The sequence below is a fragment of the Chryseobacterium manosquense genome (genome assembly GCF_014623485.1).
Lineage (GTDB): Bacteria > Bacteroidota > Bacteroidia > Flavobacteriales > Weeksellaceae > Kaistella > Kaistella haifensis.
Map to the genome: position 1 here is coordinate 2,447,980 of NZ_CP060203.1, position 15,513 is coordinate 2,463,492.

19 protein-coding genes are annotated in these 15,513 nt (G+C 36.8%); 6 read left to right on the forward strand and 13 right to left on the reverse strand.

The window, feature by feature from the left end; translation table 11 throughout:
• Positions 1-75: 75 nt before the first annotated feature.
• On the reverse strand, positions 76-1,335 hold the full coding sequence (gene pepT, locus H0S70_RS11720; RefSeq protein ID WP_188320925.1) for a peptidase T: 1,260 nt from the start codon (positions 1,333-1,335) through the stop codon (positions 76-78).
• Between the two features lie 150 nt (positions 1,336-1,485).
• Between pepT and H0S70_RS11725 the strand changes: the two genes are divergently transcribed.
• Positions 1,486-2,334, forward strand: coding sequence for a beta/alpha barrel domain-containing protein (locus tag H0S70_RS11725; RefSeq protein ID WP_188320926.1), 849 nt, complete (start codon positions 1,486-1,488; stop codon positions 2,332-2,334).
• Positions 2,335-2,350: 16 nt separating this feature from the next.
• Entirely contained in the window at positions 2,351-2,755 is a 405-nt protein-coding gene (locus H0S70_RS11730) for an OsmC family protein (RefSeq protein WP_123904032.1), read from the forward strand.
• 9 nt (positions 2,756-2,764) lie between these two features.
• On the opposite strand, the gene H0S70_RS11735 is transcribed toward H0S70_RS11730, so the two are convergent.
• From H0S70_RS11735 to H0S70_RS11750, 4 genes are read right to left on the reverse strand one after another with little or no spacing between them, the layout of a single operon-like run.
• Positions 2,765-3,091 (reverse strand): SUF system Fe-S cluster assembly protein, encoded by a 327-nt coding sequence (locus H0S70_RS11735; protein WP_031501288.1) that lies wholly within the window; start codon positions 3,089-3,091, stop codon positions 2,765-2,767.
• 40 nt (positions 3,092-3,131) lie between these two features.
• Positions 3,132-3,830 (reverse strand): 3'-5' exonuclease, encoded by a 699-nt coding sequence (locus H0S70_RS11740; RefSeq protein ID WP_188320927.1) that lies wholly within the window; start codon positions 3,828-3,830, stop codon positions 3,132-3,134.
• 50 nt (positions 3,831-3,880) lie between these two features.
• Positions 3,881-4,225: a tRNA-binding protein gene (locus H0S70_RS11745; protein WP_188320928.1), complete on the reverse strand. Its 345-nt coding sequence runs from the start codon at positions 4,223-4,225 to the stop codon at positions 3,881-3,883.
• A gap of 1 nt (position 4,226) precedes the next feature.
• Complete coding sequence (locus H0S70_RS11750) at positions 4,227-4,547, reverse strand: c-type cytochrome (RefSeq protein ID WP_228453734.1); 321 nt, start codon at positions 4,545-4,547, stop codon at positions 4,227-4,229.
• 87 nt (positions 4,548-4,634) lie between these two features.
• Here H0S70_RS11750 and H0S70_RS11755 point away from each other — a divergent pair, with 87 nt between their 5' ends.
• Positions 4,635-5,630 carry an enolase C-terminal domain-like protein gene (locus H0S70_RS11755; RefSeq protein ID WP_188320929.1) on the forward strand — a complete coding sequence of 332 codons (996 nt, stop codon included), beginning with the start codon at positions 4,635-4,637 and terminating at the stop codon, positions 5,628-5,630.
• Positions 5,631-5,651: 21 nt separating this feature from the next.
• A complete protein-coding gene (gene meaB / locus H0S70_RS11760) occupies positions 5,652-6,635 on the forward strand; it encodes a methylmalonyl Co-A mutase-associated GTPase MeaB (RefSeq protein ID WP_031501282.1) in 984 nt (327 codons plus the stop codon).
• A gap of 3 nt (positions 6,636-6,638) precedes the next feature.
• On the opposite strand, the gene H0S70_RS11765 is transcribed toward meaB, so the two are convergent.
• Complete coding sequence (locus tag H0S70_RS11765) at positions 6,639-7,163, reverse strand: DUF4251 domain-containing protein (RefSeq protein ID WP_188320930.1); 525 nt, start codon at positions 7,161-7,163, stop codon at positions 6,639-6,641.
• Between the two features lie 106 nt (positions 7,164-7,269).
• Here H0S70_RS11765 and H0S70_RS11770 point away from each other — a divergent pair, with 106 nt between their 5' ends.
• The gene (locus tag H0S70_RS11770; protein WP_188320931.1) at positions 7,270-8,079 is read left to right on the forward strand and encodes a M48 family metallopeptidase; all 810 of its coding nucleotides are present in this window, start codon (positions 7,270-7,272) and stop codon (positions 8,077-8,079) included.
• Between the two features lie 77 nt (positions 8,080-8,156).
• Positions 8,157-8,474, forward strand: a complete 318-nt coding sequence (locus H0S70_RS11775; protein ID WP_088264118.1) for a lipopolysaccharide assembly protein LapA domain-containing protein — start codon at positions 8,157-8,159, stop codon at positions 8,472-8,474.
• 37 nt (positions 8,475-8,511) lie between these two features.
• Here H0S70_RS11775 and H0S70_RS11780 read toward each other — a convergent pair whose 3' ends face one another.
• From H0S70_RS11780 to pgi, 7 genes are read right to left on the reverse strand one after another with little or no spacing between them, the layout of a single operon-like run.
• The gene (locus tag H0S70_RS11780) at positions 8,512-9,135 is read right to left on the reverse strand and encodes an outer membrane beta-barrel protein (RefSeq protein ID WP_188320932.1); all 624 of its coding nucleotides are present in this window, start codon (positions 9,133-9,135) and stop codon (positions 8,512-8,514) included.
• Positions 9,128-9,937, reverse strand: coding sequence for an ABC transporter ATP-binding protein (locus H0S70_RS11785; protein WP_188320933.1), 810 nt, complete (start codon positions 9,935-9,937; stop codon positions 9,128-9,130). Before H0S70_RS11785 ends, H0S70_RS11780 begins: the two co-directional genes overlap by 8 nt.
• Complete coding sequence (locus H0S70_RS11790) at positions 9,937-10,689, reverse strand: MlaE family ABC transporter permease (RefSeq protein WP_188320934.1); 753 nt, start codon at positions 10,687-10,689, stop codon at positions 9,937-9,939. Before H0S70_RS11790 ends, H0S70_RS11785 begins: the two co-directional genes overlap by 1 nt.
• A gap of 37 nt (positions 10,690-10,726) precedes the next feature.
• The gene (locus H0S70_RS11795; protein WP_188320935.1) at positions 10,727-12,094 is read right to left on the reverse strand and encodes an exopolysaccharide biosynthesis polyprenyl glycosylphosphotransferase; all 1,368 of its coding nucleotides are present in this window, start codon (positions 12,092-12,094) and stop codon (positions 10,727-10,729) included.
• 33 nt (positions 12,095-12,127) lie between these two features.
• A complete protein-coding gene (locus H0S70_RS11800; RefSeq protein ID WP_188320936.1) occupies positions 12,128-12,760 on the reverse strand; it encodes a 7-carboxy-7-deazaguanine synthase QueE in 633 nt (210 codons plus the stop codon).
• A complete protein-coding gene (locus H0S70_RS11805) occupies positions 12,753-13,637 on the reverse strand; it encodes a bifunctional 5,10-methylenetetrahydrofolate dehydrogenase/5,10-methenyltetrahydrofolate cyclohydrolase (RefSeq protein ID WP_188320937.1) in 885 nt (294 codons plus the stop codon). Before H0S70_RS11805 ends, H0S70_RS11800 begins: the two co-directional genes overlap by 8 nt.
• Before the next feature lie 28 nt (positions 13,638-13,665).
• Positions 13,666-15,306, reverse strand: coding sequence for a glucose-6-phosphate isomerase (gene pgi, locus H0S70_RS11810; protein WP_188320938.1), 1,641 nt, complete (start codon positions 15,304-15,306; stop codon positions 13,666-13,668).
• Positions 15,307-15,513 lie beyond the last annotated feature (207 nt).

A 15,513-nucleotide genomic window follows, 5' to 3' on the forward strand; every position in this document is an offset into this window, starting at 1 on the left:
GTTATTGGCATTTTATTCCAAATAAAAAACCCCATCCGATAAAAGATGAGGTTTTTTTCTTGATGAGGTTTTTACTTATTGTTTCTTGATGGCTTTCGCAATGTTGATGATTACTTTCACCGCTTTTTCCATACTTTCCAAAGCTACATATTCGTACGGACCATGGAAGTTGATTCCACCCGCGAAAATGTTTGGACAAGGTAAACCCATATAAGAAAGTTGCGCGCCATCGGTTCCGCCACGAATTGCTTTTATTTTTGGCTCAATATTCGCGTCTTTCATTGCTTGTTCTGCGATATCTACGATGTGCATTTTCCCTTCAAATTGCTGTTTCATGTTTCGGTATTGCTCTTTAATTTCAACTTCAGCAGTTCCTTTCCCGAATTTTTCGTTGAATTCTGCAACTTTTTCTTCCATGAATTTTTTTCTTGCTTCAAATTTTGCTTCATCGTGATCACGAATGATGTACTGCAATTTCGCTTCAGAAACGTCCGCTTTTACTTCCATTAAATGATAAAAACCTTCGAAACCTTTCGTTGTAGAAGGGGTTTCGTTTTCCGGAAGCATTTTGATGAATTCTGCTGCCAAAAGTGAAGCATTCACCATTTTCCCGAATGCATAACCAGGATGCACGCTCAAACCGTGAATTTTCACCACTGCTCCGGCTGCGTTGAAGTTTTCGTATTCCAACTCGCCAACTTCGCCTCCATCCATGGTGTAAGCCCATTCTGCACCGAATTTTGCAACGTCGAATTTATGGGCGCCTCTTCCGATTTCTTCATCTGGAGTGAAGCCGATTGCTATTTTTCCGTGTTTTATTTCAGGATGCGCTAAAAGATATTCCGCCGCAGTTACGATTTCTGCAATTCCAGCCTTGTCGTCCGCGCCGAGGAGAGTGGTTCCATCAGTTGTGATCAAAGTTTTTCCTACATAATCTTTTAAGCTTTCAAATTTCGACGGAGAAAGGATAAAACCGGTTTCTTTGTTCAATAATAGATCTTTACCATCATAATCGTCCCAAATTTGTGGCTTCACATTTTCCCCATTAAAATCTGGCGAAGTGTCATAATGAGAAATAAAACCTACCACCGGCTCATCATCATTTTCCAGATTAGAGGGAACGTAAGCATAAATATATCCGTTCTCATCCAAAGAAACATCGCTTAACCCTAAAGTTTTCAATTCCTCAAAAATATATTTTGCGATATCCCATTGTCTTTCGGTGGACGGGGTTGTGTCGCTCTCTGCGTCGCTGGTTGAAAAGATTTTTACGTAATTGATAAAACGGTTTTGGAGTTTGAGTTTCCACTCAAGATTGAATTCTATCGTATTCATTTCGATTAAATTTAATTTTAACAAAGATAAGGATTTTGCAACTCGGAAATGGCGATTTAAGGCTATTTTTAACCCAAATTCCTGTGGGAATTCTTTAAAAAGACTTGCTTTGAAAAAAATTATTATCTTTGAGAAAACCTAAAATCACTCATGTTTTTAACCGAATGTTCACGAGATGCGATGCAAGGTTGGGGCGAATTTATCCCGACAACCAAAAAAATTGACTATATCAACAAATTGATGGATGTAGGTTTCGATGTGTTGGATTGTGGGAGTTTTGTTTCCCCAAAATCGATACCGCAAATGGCAGATTCGGGAATTGTAATTGATGAAATTGACAAATCGATTTCCAACACCAAACTTTCGGTGATTGTCGCGAATTATCGTGGTGCTGAAAAGGCTTTGGAACATCAGCAAGTTGATATTTTGGGTTTCCCTTTTTCCATTTCCGAAACTTTTCAATACCGAAATACCAACAAAAATCAGGAAGAAGCATTTAATGATATTCTACAAATCTCAGAATTGCTGAAAACCGATGGCCGCATACTGAATGTTTATTTTTCTATGGCTTTCGGTAATCCTTATGGAGAAATGTGGAAGTGGGAAGATGTCGATTTCTGGGCAAACCGTTTTAATGAAATCGGCATAAAAAACATCTTACTTTCCGACACCACCGGAACAGGAACTGTGGAACAAATTGAGTTGCTTTTCGATAAAATTCCGGCAAAATATCCAGAGATCGATTTCGGAGCGCATTTTCACAACCGCTACGAAGATTCTTATAAAAAACTGAAAGCTGCGTATGACAAAGGTTGCAGAAGATTTGATTCTGCAATTAAAGGAATTGGAGGCTGCCCAATGGCGAAAGACGATTTAGTGGGAAATATGCCGACAGAACAAGTGATTAATTTCATGGCTTCAGAAAAAATAGATCATTCTTTGAATTTATTAAACTTCGAAAGCGCATGGAATAAAGCAAAAGATATTTTTCATTTTTAACAAAAAAAATTTCAAAATGACTTCAATTGTAAAATATATTGGCGATTTGCGTTGCGAATCGGAGCATCTTCAATCGGGTACGATCATCAAAACTGATCCGCCCACAGACAACAATGGAAAAGGCGAGATGTTTTCTCCAACAGATCTCTGCGCCACTTCTCTAGCTCAATGTATGCTCACCACGATTGCAATTTTGGGTCGTGATCGAAATCTGATTATCGACGGTTCCTACGCAGAAGTAACCAAAATTATGGTTCCAAAACCTAGAAAAATAGGGGAAATTGTTTGTAATCTTTATTTTAAAGGAGAATTTTCGGAAGATGAAAAATCATTCATCAAAGAAACCGCGTTGAATTGTCCTGTCGCACTTTCGCTTCACCCGGAACTGAAGAAAACGGTGCATTTTAATTACATTAAATAAAGGATTTTTTTAAAGCATTCCCAACTCGAAACGAGCTTCCTCACTCATCATATCTTTGTTCCATGATGGTTCGAAAGTGAGTTCCAAATCTACTTCTTTTACGCCTTCTACTTCCGAAGTTTTTTCGCGGACTTCCGCCGGGAGCGATTCTGCAACCGGGCAATTTGGCGTTGTAAGCGTCATGATGATTTTCACGGCTCCTTCATCGGAAATCTGCACATCATAAACCAACCCCAATTCGTAAATATCAACAGGGATTTCAGGGTCGTAAACGGTTTTTAAAGCTTTGATGATATTTTCGCCGATATCGGCTATCTGGTCGTCGGTATATTTCATTTTAAGGATAGCTGTATTGTTTTTAAGACTTTTCAGCAAATTATTTTTCTAATTTTTCAAGTAAATCTTCCTGTCGCATGCGCCGGAAAATATTTGCCAAAGTTAAGACATCTTTTTCACAATATTGAACTATTCTAAATAAGTCTTTTTCTATATAATAAATTGATGCAACCATTGAGCCGTCGATATCGTCTTTCGGAGTGGGGATTCCGAAGACATGAGCCAACAATTCGAGGGAAACGAATGATTTATAATCACCGAATTTCCAGAGTTCCATCGTGTCGAGATGAGGAATTTCCCAAGGTTTTTTCCCAAACATTTGGAAAGGTTTCGGCGGTTGCATTCCGTTAATTAAAAACCTTCTTGCAATCCACGGAAAATCGAATTCTTTCCCATTATGAGCACAAAGAACAACATCTCGAAGTTTCGGATGGTTGAAAATGGAACCAAATTCTTCCAAAAACTTTTTTTCATCATCGCCGTAGAAACTCTTGATCATCAATTTCTCGTTTTTCTCTAAAATACCAACAGAAATACAGATGATTTTGCCAAATTCTGCCATGATTCCACCTCTTTCCGTGTAAAATTCTTCCGCAGAAAAATCCTCTTTTCGCTGCATTTTGGTTTTTTTGTCCCAAAGTTTTTGCGATGATTCATCCAAATCTTCCCAATTTCCGTATTGTGGAACGGTTTCGATGTCGAGGAAAAGTATTTTTTCAAAAGGAATATTTTGAATCATGATTTGTGTTTTTTTTCTTGAATAAAATTTAGTTTACAACTCCTAAGCAATCAACCAACCTGCAATCCGTTTTTCACCGGCAGCGTTGTTGAAAGCAGTGTAACCTCATTATTTTCACCATAAACCCCCAAAACCAAACATTCGCTAAAGAAATTGGCGATTTGTTTTTTAGGAAAATTTACGACTGCCAAAATCTGTTTTCCAATCAAATCTCCTTTGGGGTACAAAGTGGTGATTTGCGCCGAAGATTTTCGAATTCCCAATATTCCAAAATCGATTTCGAGTTGGTAAGAAGGATTTCTGGCTTTCGGAAAATCAGAAACCGAAATAATTGTTCCGCTTCTGATGTCTATTTTTTCGAAATCTTCCCAAGAAATTTCTGGTTTTATCAGCATTTTATTTTTTTACAGAAACCACGTAATCGTAAACCAAAGCGTGTTGCTCATCATTGAGTTTTGCTTTTGGCGCCATACTGTTCATAATTCCTACCCAATCTTGCGCGGAATGTGCGGTCGGATTTGGTAATTCATGGCATCTGTTGCAAGAATTTTCGTAAATGGTTTTTCCGGCTGCGAGTTTTTCGGCGTTGTCGGTTTTGGTTCCTTCTGCTACGGCTGGTTTTGGCGTACAAGAAGCGAGAAAACCGGAAGCGGAAACAGCGATTAAAAGTGTTTTCAAAGTATTTTTAAAATTTTTGAAAGAATGTTGGTTTTTCATAAATTAATATTTGTTTTATCCAAAAATAGTCAATTTTCACCTAAATTTGTTTCAGTACGTTATTTTTCCTTCAAAATTTTTACCTCGATGAAACTTAATTGGATTACCAAAAAACTTAAATTAAAAGAAACTTTTTCCATTTCTTACGGAAATTATGATTTTCGGGATTCACTCTTGATAAAGCTTTCTTATGGCAATTGTAACGGATTTGGCGAATGTGTTTCCATTAATTATTATGGAATTAATCTGGACGAATTTATTTTGAAATTAAAATACGTTCAATCTCGAATTGAAAGTCAAAAAATCGTACATCCGAAGGAGTTTTATCGTTTTCTATCGTCGCTTAATCTTCATTCTTTTATGATTTCTGCGTTGGATTGTGCGTATTGGGATTTGTTCGGTAAATTAGAAAATAAAACTTTTTCGGAGATTAATGGGTTAGAAATCAGTAAATTACCGGAGTCTTCTTACACGATAAGCATCGCTTCGATTGAGGAGCAAATTAGAAAAATCGAAAGTTCGGATTGGCGAAAATTTAAAGTAAAATGTAATGGTTTGGATCGCGAAAATATTTTTAAACTTCTCGATACCGGAAAAGAGATTGCTTTAGATTCAAATACAAGTTTTTCGGATGATGATTGTAATTTTCTGCAAAACAACGAACTAACTTCTCGGTTTTCTTATTTGGAACAGCCCCGACCGATTGGTGAATATCAAATTTTAAATAAAAATCTTCATGCAAATTGGATGGCGGATGAAGATTGCCAGAACATTTCTTACCTTGAAAAACTGCGTCCGCATTATGCTGCAATCAATATTAAGTTGATGAAATGTGGCGGGATTTCGCCGGCTTTGGAATTAATTTCGGAAGCTAAAAAACTCAATTATCAAGTCATGATCGGATGTATGACAGAATCTTCAGTTGGGATTTCTGCGGGAATTGCAGTCGCATCTTTATGTGATTTTGCTGATTTGGACGGTGCTAATTTAATTTCAAATGATTTTGCAAAAGGCAGTTTCGTGGATTTCGGAAAACTTATTTTATCTGAAATGCCAGGGCTTGGAATTGAAATTATTTCATAAAAGAATCGTATTTTTGAGTTTATGAAAAAATTTTCAACCGAAGAATTGATTACAGGCATAAAATCCGGCGACAAGCGCATCCTCGGGAAAGCTATCACTTTGGTTGAAAGCAAAAAACGGGAACATCGTGAACAAGCTGAACTTATTTTAAAGGAAATTTTACCGTTCACCGGAAAAAGTGTGAGGGTTGGAATTACCGGAGTTCCAGGTGCTGGAAAATCGACTTTTATTGAAAATTTCGGGAGGTTGGCGATTGAAAAAGGAAAAAAAGTTGCAGTGTTGGCCATCGATCCGAGTTCTTCGTTGAACAAAGGTTCGATTTTGGGCGATAAAACACGTATGGAAGAACTTTCAAAAGAGGAAAATGCGTTTATACGTCCTTCTCCAAGTTCCGGATTTCTAGGCGGAGTAGCCAACACGACTTTCGAAACCATGTTGATTTGCGAAGCAGCGGGTTACGATTATATTTTGATAGAAACCGTTGGAGTGGGCCAAAGTGAAGTTTTGGTCGCGGATATTACCGATGTTTTCCTTTTTTTGAAAATCATTGGCGCAGGTGATGAACTTCAGGGAATTAAACGAGGAATCATGGAGATGGTCGATTTGATTTTTATTAATAAAGTAGAAGAGGACAATCTTCAGAAAGCGAAATCAACGAAGACCGAATTGTCGCGTGCCTTGCATTTTTTGCAACCTAAAGAAAAAGGATGGAAAATACCGGTTTTGCTTGGTTCTGCATTGAACAATAAGGGGTTGGTAGAGGTTTTCAATTCGATTTCCAAGTTTATTGATTTAAAAATAAAGAACGGAAATTTTGAACAAGCCAGGAAGCAACAAGCCGAAAAACGCTTTGAATATTGGGTGCAGGAATATATTTTGCAAAAGACCAAGGAATCCGGTTCTTCGGAAAATCATTATTTAGAACACAAGAAAAAGGCCTCCGAATTGAAATCTAATCCAAGTTCGGAAGCCAAAATATTTGTAGAAAATCTTCTAAAAAAATAAATTTTATTTCGAATTTTCTTGAATGTATCCATCATAAGAAATGGGTTGTCTGTCGGTTGAATCGATGCTGAGATAAGCTTTCCCATTAGGGAAAACTTCCAAAATCATTCTTCGAACATTCTGTTGATCTTTGGTATTGATGAAGTAGATTGTACTTCCTTTTTTACCTGCTTTTTGAGTAAGGGTGAAATCTTTTGAAGTAAATCGATAGGAATTATTGGTATTGTCATAATTTGAAGTAAACATTCTTCCGAAGTATGGCAAAACTGCAGTAATTCCGTTTTTCATGATTTTCAAGGAGTAACCGTAATCTAGGTTTAATACTTGTGTGGAGGTGGAATTTGGCATTGAAGTTAGCACATTTACTACATCAGCACTGGCCGGATTGGCTCTTTGCGCAATGAAGGTGAACTCATTTTCTTTAAGTAATTTTGAAATATTCGCATTTGCAGCGGTATTTTGGGAGCTACAAGCATTGAAAATCGCCATCAATACGCCGAGCATTATAATCTTGAATAAATTTTTCATTGTCTTATTTTTTTGTTTTTTAATGCAAAAATTATGCTAGTAATTTAAAAACGAAAATTGTGGAATAAAAATTGTTTATAGAACACTATTAAAATATTAAACTATTATGAAAAATGTTAATAGAATTTTAGGAATCGGTGCATTATCTTTGATGATGATGGCTTGTACCACGAACCCGATTACCGGTAGAAAATCTTTGCAATTGGCCAATGACCAAGAAATTACGGCGATGGCTTTGCAACAATATCGAGAAACTTTATCAAAATCGAAAGTGATTAGCGGAACTACGGCTGCGAAAAGCGTTCAAAATGTAGGCGCCAGAATAAAAAATGCAGCGAACAATTACTACCGCTCAATCGGTCGCGAAAGCGATCTTTCAAATTACCAATGGGAATTTAATCTCATTGATGATAAGCAAGTAAATGCCTGGGCAATGCCGGGCGGAAAAGTGGCAGTTTATACCGGAATTTTACCAATTTCTAAGACAGATACAGGTTTAGCAGTAGTTTTAGGACACGAAGTATCTCACGCACTTGCCGGACACGGTAACGAGAGAATTTCTCAGGCAATGGTTGCACAGGGTGTTGGCGGAATTGTAGGCGGCGTTTTAACCAGCGGACAGATGGCTCAAATCTTTCAGCAGGTTTATCCGATCGGAGCACAGGTGGCACTCTTGAAATATGGTAGAAGCCAAGAGTTGGAAGCTGATGAAATGGGATTATATTTAATGGCGATGGCGGGTTACGATCCTCGTGAGGCGCAACCTTTCTGGCAGAGAATGGAAAGTTCTTCTTCTAGCAGCGGAACACCTGAATTTCTTTCAACGCACCCAAGTCCTGAAAACAGGAGAGCAGATTTAAATAAACACATGCCGAAAGCTTTGGAATATTATAAAAATGCAGGCGGGGAAATTTAAAATATAATAAAAAAAGATTTATCACAAACCTTTCCGAAAAATTCTTATTTTTGGAAAGGTTTTTTAATAATACGACTATGAAAAATTTAACTTTTATTGGTTTCCTACTATTGGCGGTGGCATTTTTACTTTATTATTTATTGCCGGAATTTTCTTTCGTGAAATTATTTGAACCCATCAGTTTAATGGGAATTCTTGCGGGAATTGGAATTGGGTTAATTATCGGTGGAATCGTTGGTTATGTAAGCAAAGGAAAGGCTTTGAAAGCAGAGCAGAAGCGCCAAGAATTGAAACAACTGAAAAAAGAAAAAGAAGAATTAGAAAAACAAGCTGCCGAACTGGCGAAGCAGCAAACATTCCAAAATACTACAAACGAAAATCCTCAGAACTTTTAATTCTGAGGATTTTTTTTATGTTTAAATAAAGTTTTTATTAAAACTGATAACCGACTCCGACCATGAATAAACTTGGGCGAGAATCATAACGAATCGTTTCGTTGATACCGGAATTGTTGTTGATAAATTCTCTTTGGTCTTTGGTGAAAGCACCTTCGTACCTTGCATTGAAAATTAATTTTTGGATCTTAGCTTGCGCACCAAATTGATAACCTACGGTGAAATTATTAAGTGCATTTTCCTTAAAATCATCATACTGATTTTCCTTAGCAAGGTTGTAGGAAGCAACCGGACCTAAAAATACACCTAAATTATCTCCTATAATATTGTATCCTAATAGTACGGGAACATCAACGCGATTGCTTTTCACTTCAAGAGTTGTTCCTGTTTCCGGCACTTCAAATTCTGATTTGAAAGTGGTGTAATAGATTTCTGGCATTACAAACAAGGAAGCCGGCAAATTGATTTTTGCAGATAAACCAACATTGAAACCAACATTGTTTTTCCCTGAATTGTTGTATGCTGTAACTGCAGTTCCTTTGATGTTTTCCCAAGTTGGCTTATCCGTTTTGAAAACCAAATTTGCCTTTCCAGATAAAGTCACTTGTGCCGATACAAATACCGATGCAGAGAGTAATGCGATGCTAAGTATTTTATTCATTTTCATTAGATTTTGTAATAATATTATCGATGGAAGTTTTGTTGGTTTCTAAGAAATATTCTCGAAGTTCCTTGAAAAGTTCCGAGGAATAAACGAAATCGATCAGGTTTTTATTTCCTGCATTGATGAGGATGTCTTTGTTTCCTTCCCATTCCTTAATTCCTAAACGTAGGTATACAATTTTCTCGCCAATCGTCATTACCGAGTTCATATCATGGGTATTAATAATGGTAGTCGTGTTATATTCTTTAGTAATTTCCAGGAGTAAATCATCAATGATATTCGATGTATAAGGATCCAGACCCGAGTTGGGTTCGTCGCAGAATAAATATTTCGGGTTATTCACAATCGCTCTTGCAATGGCCACCCTTTTTTGCATTCCTCCGGAGATTTCTGAAGGAAATTTGCGATTGGCTTTTTCAAGGTGAACCCTTCCGATTACTTCGAAAACACGTCTTTTCTTTTCTCGGTAAGTAAGGTCGGTAAACATATCTAGTGGGAAAGTGATATTTTCTTCCACCGTCATCGAATCGAAAAGCGCACTTCCTTGAAATACCGTTCCGATTTCGGAGCGTAGGATCTGTTTTTCGTCGCGCGACATTTTATTGATGTCTCTTCCGTCAAAAAGTATTTCTCCGGAACTTGGTTGGTAAACATTCAGCAAACATTTCAGGAAAACAGTTTTTCCGGATCCACTTTGCCCGATGATGAGGTTTACCTTTCCGGTATCGAAAGTGGTGGTAATTCCTTTTAAAACTTCCACTTCCTCGAACTTTTTCTTTAAATCTTTTACTTCAATCATCAGCTGAGGAACATTTGAGTTAATATTAAATTGGTGATAATGATGCAAACAATCGTCCACACCACAGCTTGTGTACTTGCCCGACCTACTTCCAGTGAGCCTCCTTTTACATTATACCCGAAATATGCTGGGATGGAAGCGATTAAAAATGCAAAAACTGCCGTTTTGAAAATTGCGTACCAAATGAAATATTCGGGCATATACATTTGGATCCCGGTAATATAATCTGCCTTGCTCCAATTTCCGGTTGCTATTCCGGCCAAATATCCTCCCCAAATACCAAAAACAATACTGATTAGGATGAGCAACGGGTTGAAAATCACACTGGCTAAAATCTTAGGTAAAATCAAGAAATTCGGTGAATTTACACCCATAATGTCTAATGCATCAATTTGTTCCGTAACTCGCATGGTGCCGATACTTGAAGCAATATATGAACCCACTTTTCCGGCAAGAATTACCGAGATAATGGTTGGAGCAAATTCTAAAATTAAAACCACTTTAGTTGCGTAACCAATAAAGGAATTGGGGATCGGAAAAGTGGATGCACTAAAATTACTATACATCTGAATTGCCACTACCGCTCCAAAAAATATCGAGGTGAAAAGTACTAAACCAAATGAATTGACGCCCAAGTCATATATTTCTCGCATGAAAAGTTTGCCGAAAACAGAAGATTTCTGTGGTTTTTTTATCGTTTTTGACAGCAGTAAGAAATAAGCTCCTACTTCGCTCAAAAGTTTTTTTAACATTCCGCTAAATTAATGTTTTATTTATTATATCAATTTTTTAATTGGCGTTTTTATCACCACCTATCACTAAAAAAATGGTCTTAAAAATGATAACTAAATCCAAACTTATGCTCCAGTTTTTTACATAAAAAGCATCCGCCAAGATTCTTTTTTTCATTTTAATTTCAATATCACCAGTATTGCCGCGCAATCCATTCACCTGAGCTAATCCTGTGATACCAGGCTTTACCAAGCTTCTTACCGAATATCTCCCGATCTTTAGTTTATAAAAATCATCTACCAACAACATGTGAGGCCTTGGTCCTACTACCGACATATCGCCCCACAAAACATTTAAGAATTGTGGCATTTCATCCAAACTTGTTTTTCTTAAGAAACGCCCGATTTTGGTTACTCTTTTATCGTTTTCCTCCGTAGTTTTCGTGGTGCAACCATCATTTACATACATTGTCCGAAATTTATAACATTGGAAAACCTGATCATGAAATCCGTATCTTTTTTGAAGAAAGAATACCGGACCTTTGCTGTCAAGTTTAATCAAAATCGCAATTAATGGGAAGAGCCAGGTACAAATCAAAACCAAGACCACTATTACAAAAAAAATGTCAAATGTTCTTTTGATGATAATATTTGTGAGAAAATCTAAGGGAAATTTTGAGCGGATCAAAACGGGCTGCATCTCGATATATCCCAAATCATATTGAAAAAAAATATTCTTGGCAATACTCGGAATTAATGAAATACGTACTTTGTGGCGATCTGCCAACCGCAAAATTTCCTGTTCTTCTTGGTGATTAAATCTTAATGAAGAAAGGTATAAAGTGTGAATCCCATTTTCTTTCCAGAAATCCACCAATTTATCATTGCTAAATTCTTCATTATCAGGAAATTCGAATATCCGAAAACCGTAATCTTTTCTCTCAGTTAAAATGTTTCTAAGGATTTCTGTCGCAGGATCATCATTTAAAAACATAATATTTCGGTAATTTATCCCTTTAGCTCTTAAGTATTTCAGGGTGAAAAACACAACAGATTTAATGAAAAAAAGCAATGAAAATAATGAAATCGCAATGTAAAAACGATCCATTTTCAAAAAATCATTATTACTTACTTTTGCTAATAGAATAACCCCAAAAATAAAAATAAGGATATGAGTTACAAGTCGTTCTAAGTAAATGGTGTAGGTGATATTTCGAGCAATAGAGTAAAGTTTTGTCCTACCACTAAGTAGAATCCAAAACAACGTAAGCAAAATAATCGATAATGCATTTTGTTCCCAAATGTTTTGATCATATCGCACCTCATTGTTCTTCATGAAAAAAAACAAGAAAACCCCTGTAATTACAATAACATCAAGAAGAATGAAAACGATCTTAAAATACCGAGAATATCGAATTTTTTGCATAAATCCTTATATAAAAAGTAAATTTAATATAAATTATGGGATATTCAAATATTTATGAGTCTGTACGGAAGCTTGCCATTTTGGGTTCGCAAGAATAAAATCGGTGATCTTTGGATACATTTCATTTCTTTTGCTCCACTCGCTTTGTAGATATAATTTGCAGTTTTCCGAAACTTTTGCAGCTTGTTCCTCCGCGAATTTGAAGTCGTTATTATTGAAAACAATGACCTTTAATTCACTGGCTTTGGCATAAATTTCTTCTTTTGGAAGTCCGGTTTTTTTTGGTGAAAACGTGATCCAGTCCAAAATTCCGCTCATGTCATAAGCACCGGAAGTTTCAATGTGAATGGTGCATCCCAACTCTTTCAAACGGGTAGTAAGCGGAACAAGGTTCCACATTAGTGGTTCTCCGCCGGTTAAAACGATGGTCTTACAGTATTTTGCTGCCGTTTGGGCAATTTCTTCAGTATTCATCAGTGGGTGAAGGTTTGGATCCCAACTTTCCTTAACGTCACACCAATGGCAACCCACGTCGCAACCGCCGAGACGGATGAAATAAGCAGCCTTTCCGGTATGCGAACCTTCTCCTTGTAAAGTGTAAAAATGCTCCATCACAGGGAGCATTTTTCCTTCATTTAGTAATATATTTTCTTCTTCTTTAATCATTATAAACTGAGGTTTTATAAGCTAATATGGTGTTTTTCATGAGCATCGCTCTGGTCATAGGACCTACACCGCCGGGAACTGGTGTAATCCAAGAAGCTTTTGTTTTACAACTTTCGAAATCAACATCCCCTGCGAGATGATATCCTTTTTCCGAAGCATCGTCAACTCTGGTAATTCCCACGTCGATAATTACCGTACCTCCTTTGATCATTTCGGCTTTAAGGAAATTTGGATCGCCTAATGCAGTGATCACAATATCAGCGTTTTGTGTGAATTTTTCAATATGTGGAGTGTAAGAATGCGTGAGGGTTACTGTGGAATTTCCGGGGAAATCTTTGCGGCCCATCAAAATACTCATTGGTTTTCCAACGATGCGACTTCTTCCGATAATTACACAGTGTTTTCCTTTGGTTTCGATTCCGTAACGTTCTAATAATGTGAGAATTCCGTATGGAGTTGCGGGCAAGAACGTATCCATCTCCAAAGCCATTTTCCCGAAATTTTCTGGGTGAAAACCATCTACATCTTTTCTTGGATCAATCGCCATGATGATTTTTTCCTGATCGATTTGTTTAGGCAAAGGCAATTGTACAATAAATCCATCGACATCCTTCGATTTGTTGAGTTCATCAATCTTTTCTAAAAGTTCCGATTCCGAAACAGTACTCGGGAATTTCACCAAAGAAGATTTAAAACCGACCTCTTTGCAATCTTTTATTTTGTTATTAACATAAGCGATGCTCGCGCCATTATTCCCAACCAAAATTGCAACCAAATGTGGTGGTCTTCTTTTGTTAGCGACGATTTTTTCTACGTCTGCGCGGATTTCTTTTTTTATTTCTTTCGAAACTTTAAGACCGTCGAGGATTTGTGCCATTTTATTTTTACTTTTTATTGATTTCAGATTATTTATTTGCTTTAAAATAATTCATCAAACCATTGGTAGAAGAATCATGAGAGCTTACCAGCTCTTCATTTTTAAGTTCCGAAAGTACTTTCCCGGCTAAAACTTTTCCTAATTCTACACCAAATTGATCGAAACTGAATATATTCCAAATTACACCTTGTACAAAAATTTTATGCTCGTAAAGCGCAATTAATTCTCCTAAGGAAAAAGGAGTTAATTCATTGAATAACAATGAGTTTGTTGGAGTATTTCCGTGGAAGATTTTATAATTAATCAAATGTTGATATTCTTCTTCTTTTTTACCTTGATTTTCAAATTCTGCAATTACTTCGGCTTCAGTTTTACCAAAAGCTAAGGCTTCAGTCTGTGCAAAAAAGTTTGCCAATAGTTTTTCCTGATGATCATAAATTGGATTACAAGATTTCACATAAGCAATAAAATCCGCCGGAATCAACTCCGTTCCTTGATGAATCAATTGATAAAATGCGTGTTGACCATTAGTTCCTGGTTCTCCCCAAATAATTGGTCCGGTTTCGTAATCCACAAATTCGCCATTTCTGTCAACAGATTTTCCGTTACTTTCCATATCTGCTTGCTGAAGATAGGCCGGAAAACGATCCAAATATTGCGAGTAAGGCAAGATCGCATACGTTGCCGAATTAAAGAAATTTCGGTACCAAATTCCCAAAAGTGCCATCAAGACGGGAACATTTTCCTTGAAATCTGCTGTTTGAAAATGAATGTCAGTTTCGTGTGCGCCTTTCAATAACTGTTCGAAATTTTCGTAGCCTACCGCAAGAGCGATGCTTAAACCGATTGCGCTCCAAAGTGAATATCTTCCGCCAACCCAATCCCAGAATTCGAAAATATTTTCTTCCGCAATTCCGAAGCTTTTAACGGACTGAATATTAGTTGATAAAGCTACAAAATGTTTGGCTACATCTTCTTGTTTTGCAGATTTTAAGAACCAGTTTTTAGCTGTTTCCGCGTTGGTCATTGTTTCCTGAGTGGTAAAAGTTTTCGAAGCGATGATGAAAAGAGTGGTTTCTGGATCGATATTTTTCATCACTTCGGCGATATGATTTCCATCGACATTCGACACGAAATGTACATTTAATCGAGTTTTATAATGTTTTAAAGCAGAACAAACCATCGCTGGACCCAGATCCGATCCACCAATTCCGATATTCACCACGTCGGTAATTTCTTTTCCTGAATACCCTTTGTGTTCTCCCGAAATTACTTTTTCGGAAAAGGTTTTCATTTGATGTAGCACTTTTTCAATTCCGGGTTTTATGTTTTGTCCGTCTACAAGAATTTCTTTTCCTGAAAAATCTCTCAATGCCGTATGCAAAACAGCTCTTCCCTCGGTTTCGTTGATTTTGTCCCCGGAAAACATTTTTTCGATTGCAGACTTCAGTTCGGTTTCTTCGGCTAATTTTACTAATAATTCGAAAGTTTCATCATTAATAAGATTTTTTGAAAAATCAAATAGATAATTCGGACGAACTCTCGAAAATTGGTTGAAACGCTCCGGATTGTTTTGAAAAAGCGAACGCAGATCAAAATCGGTGTTAGCAAAATGTTGGTTTAGGGCTTTCCACGCGGAAGTTTGAGTCGGATTTATTTTTGGTAACATATATTTTTAATGAATTAAGGAATTTAAACGCCACAAATTTACGGAAAAATAAAAACCTCCGGAAAATCCGGAGGCGAAGTTTGTCGATTAAGCTAAATTTAATACTAATTAAAAATGGTTTTTAATTTTACAGCATCCGCATGTCATGGAAAATTTGTCGAGCCCTGCATTGACGAACATTAATGAGAAAAGCAAAAATAATTTAAG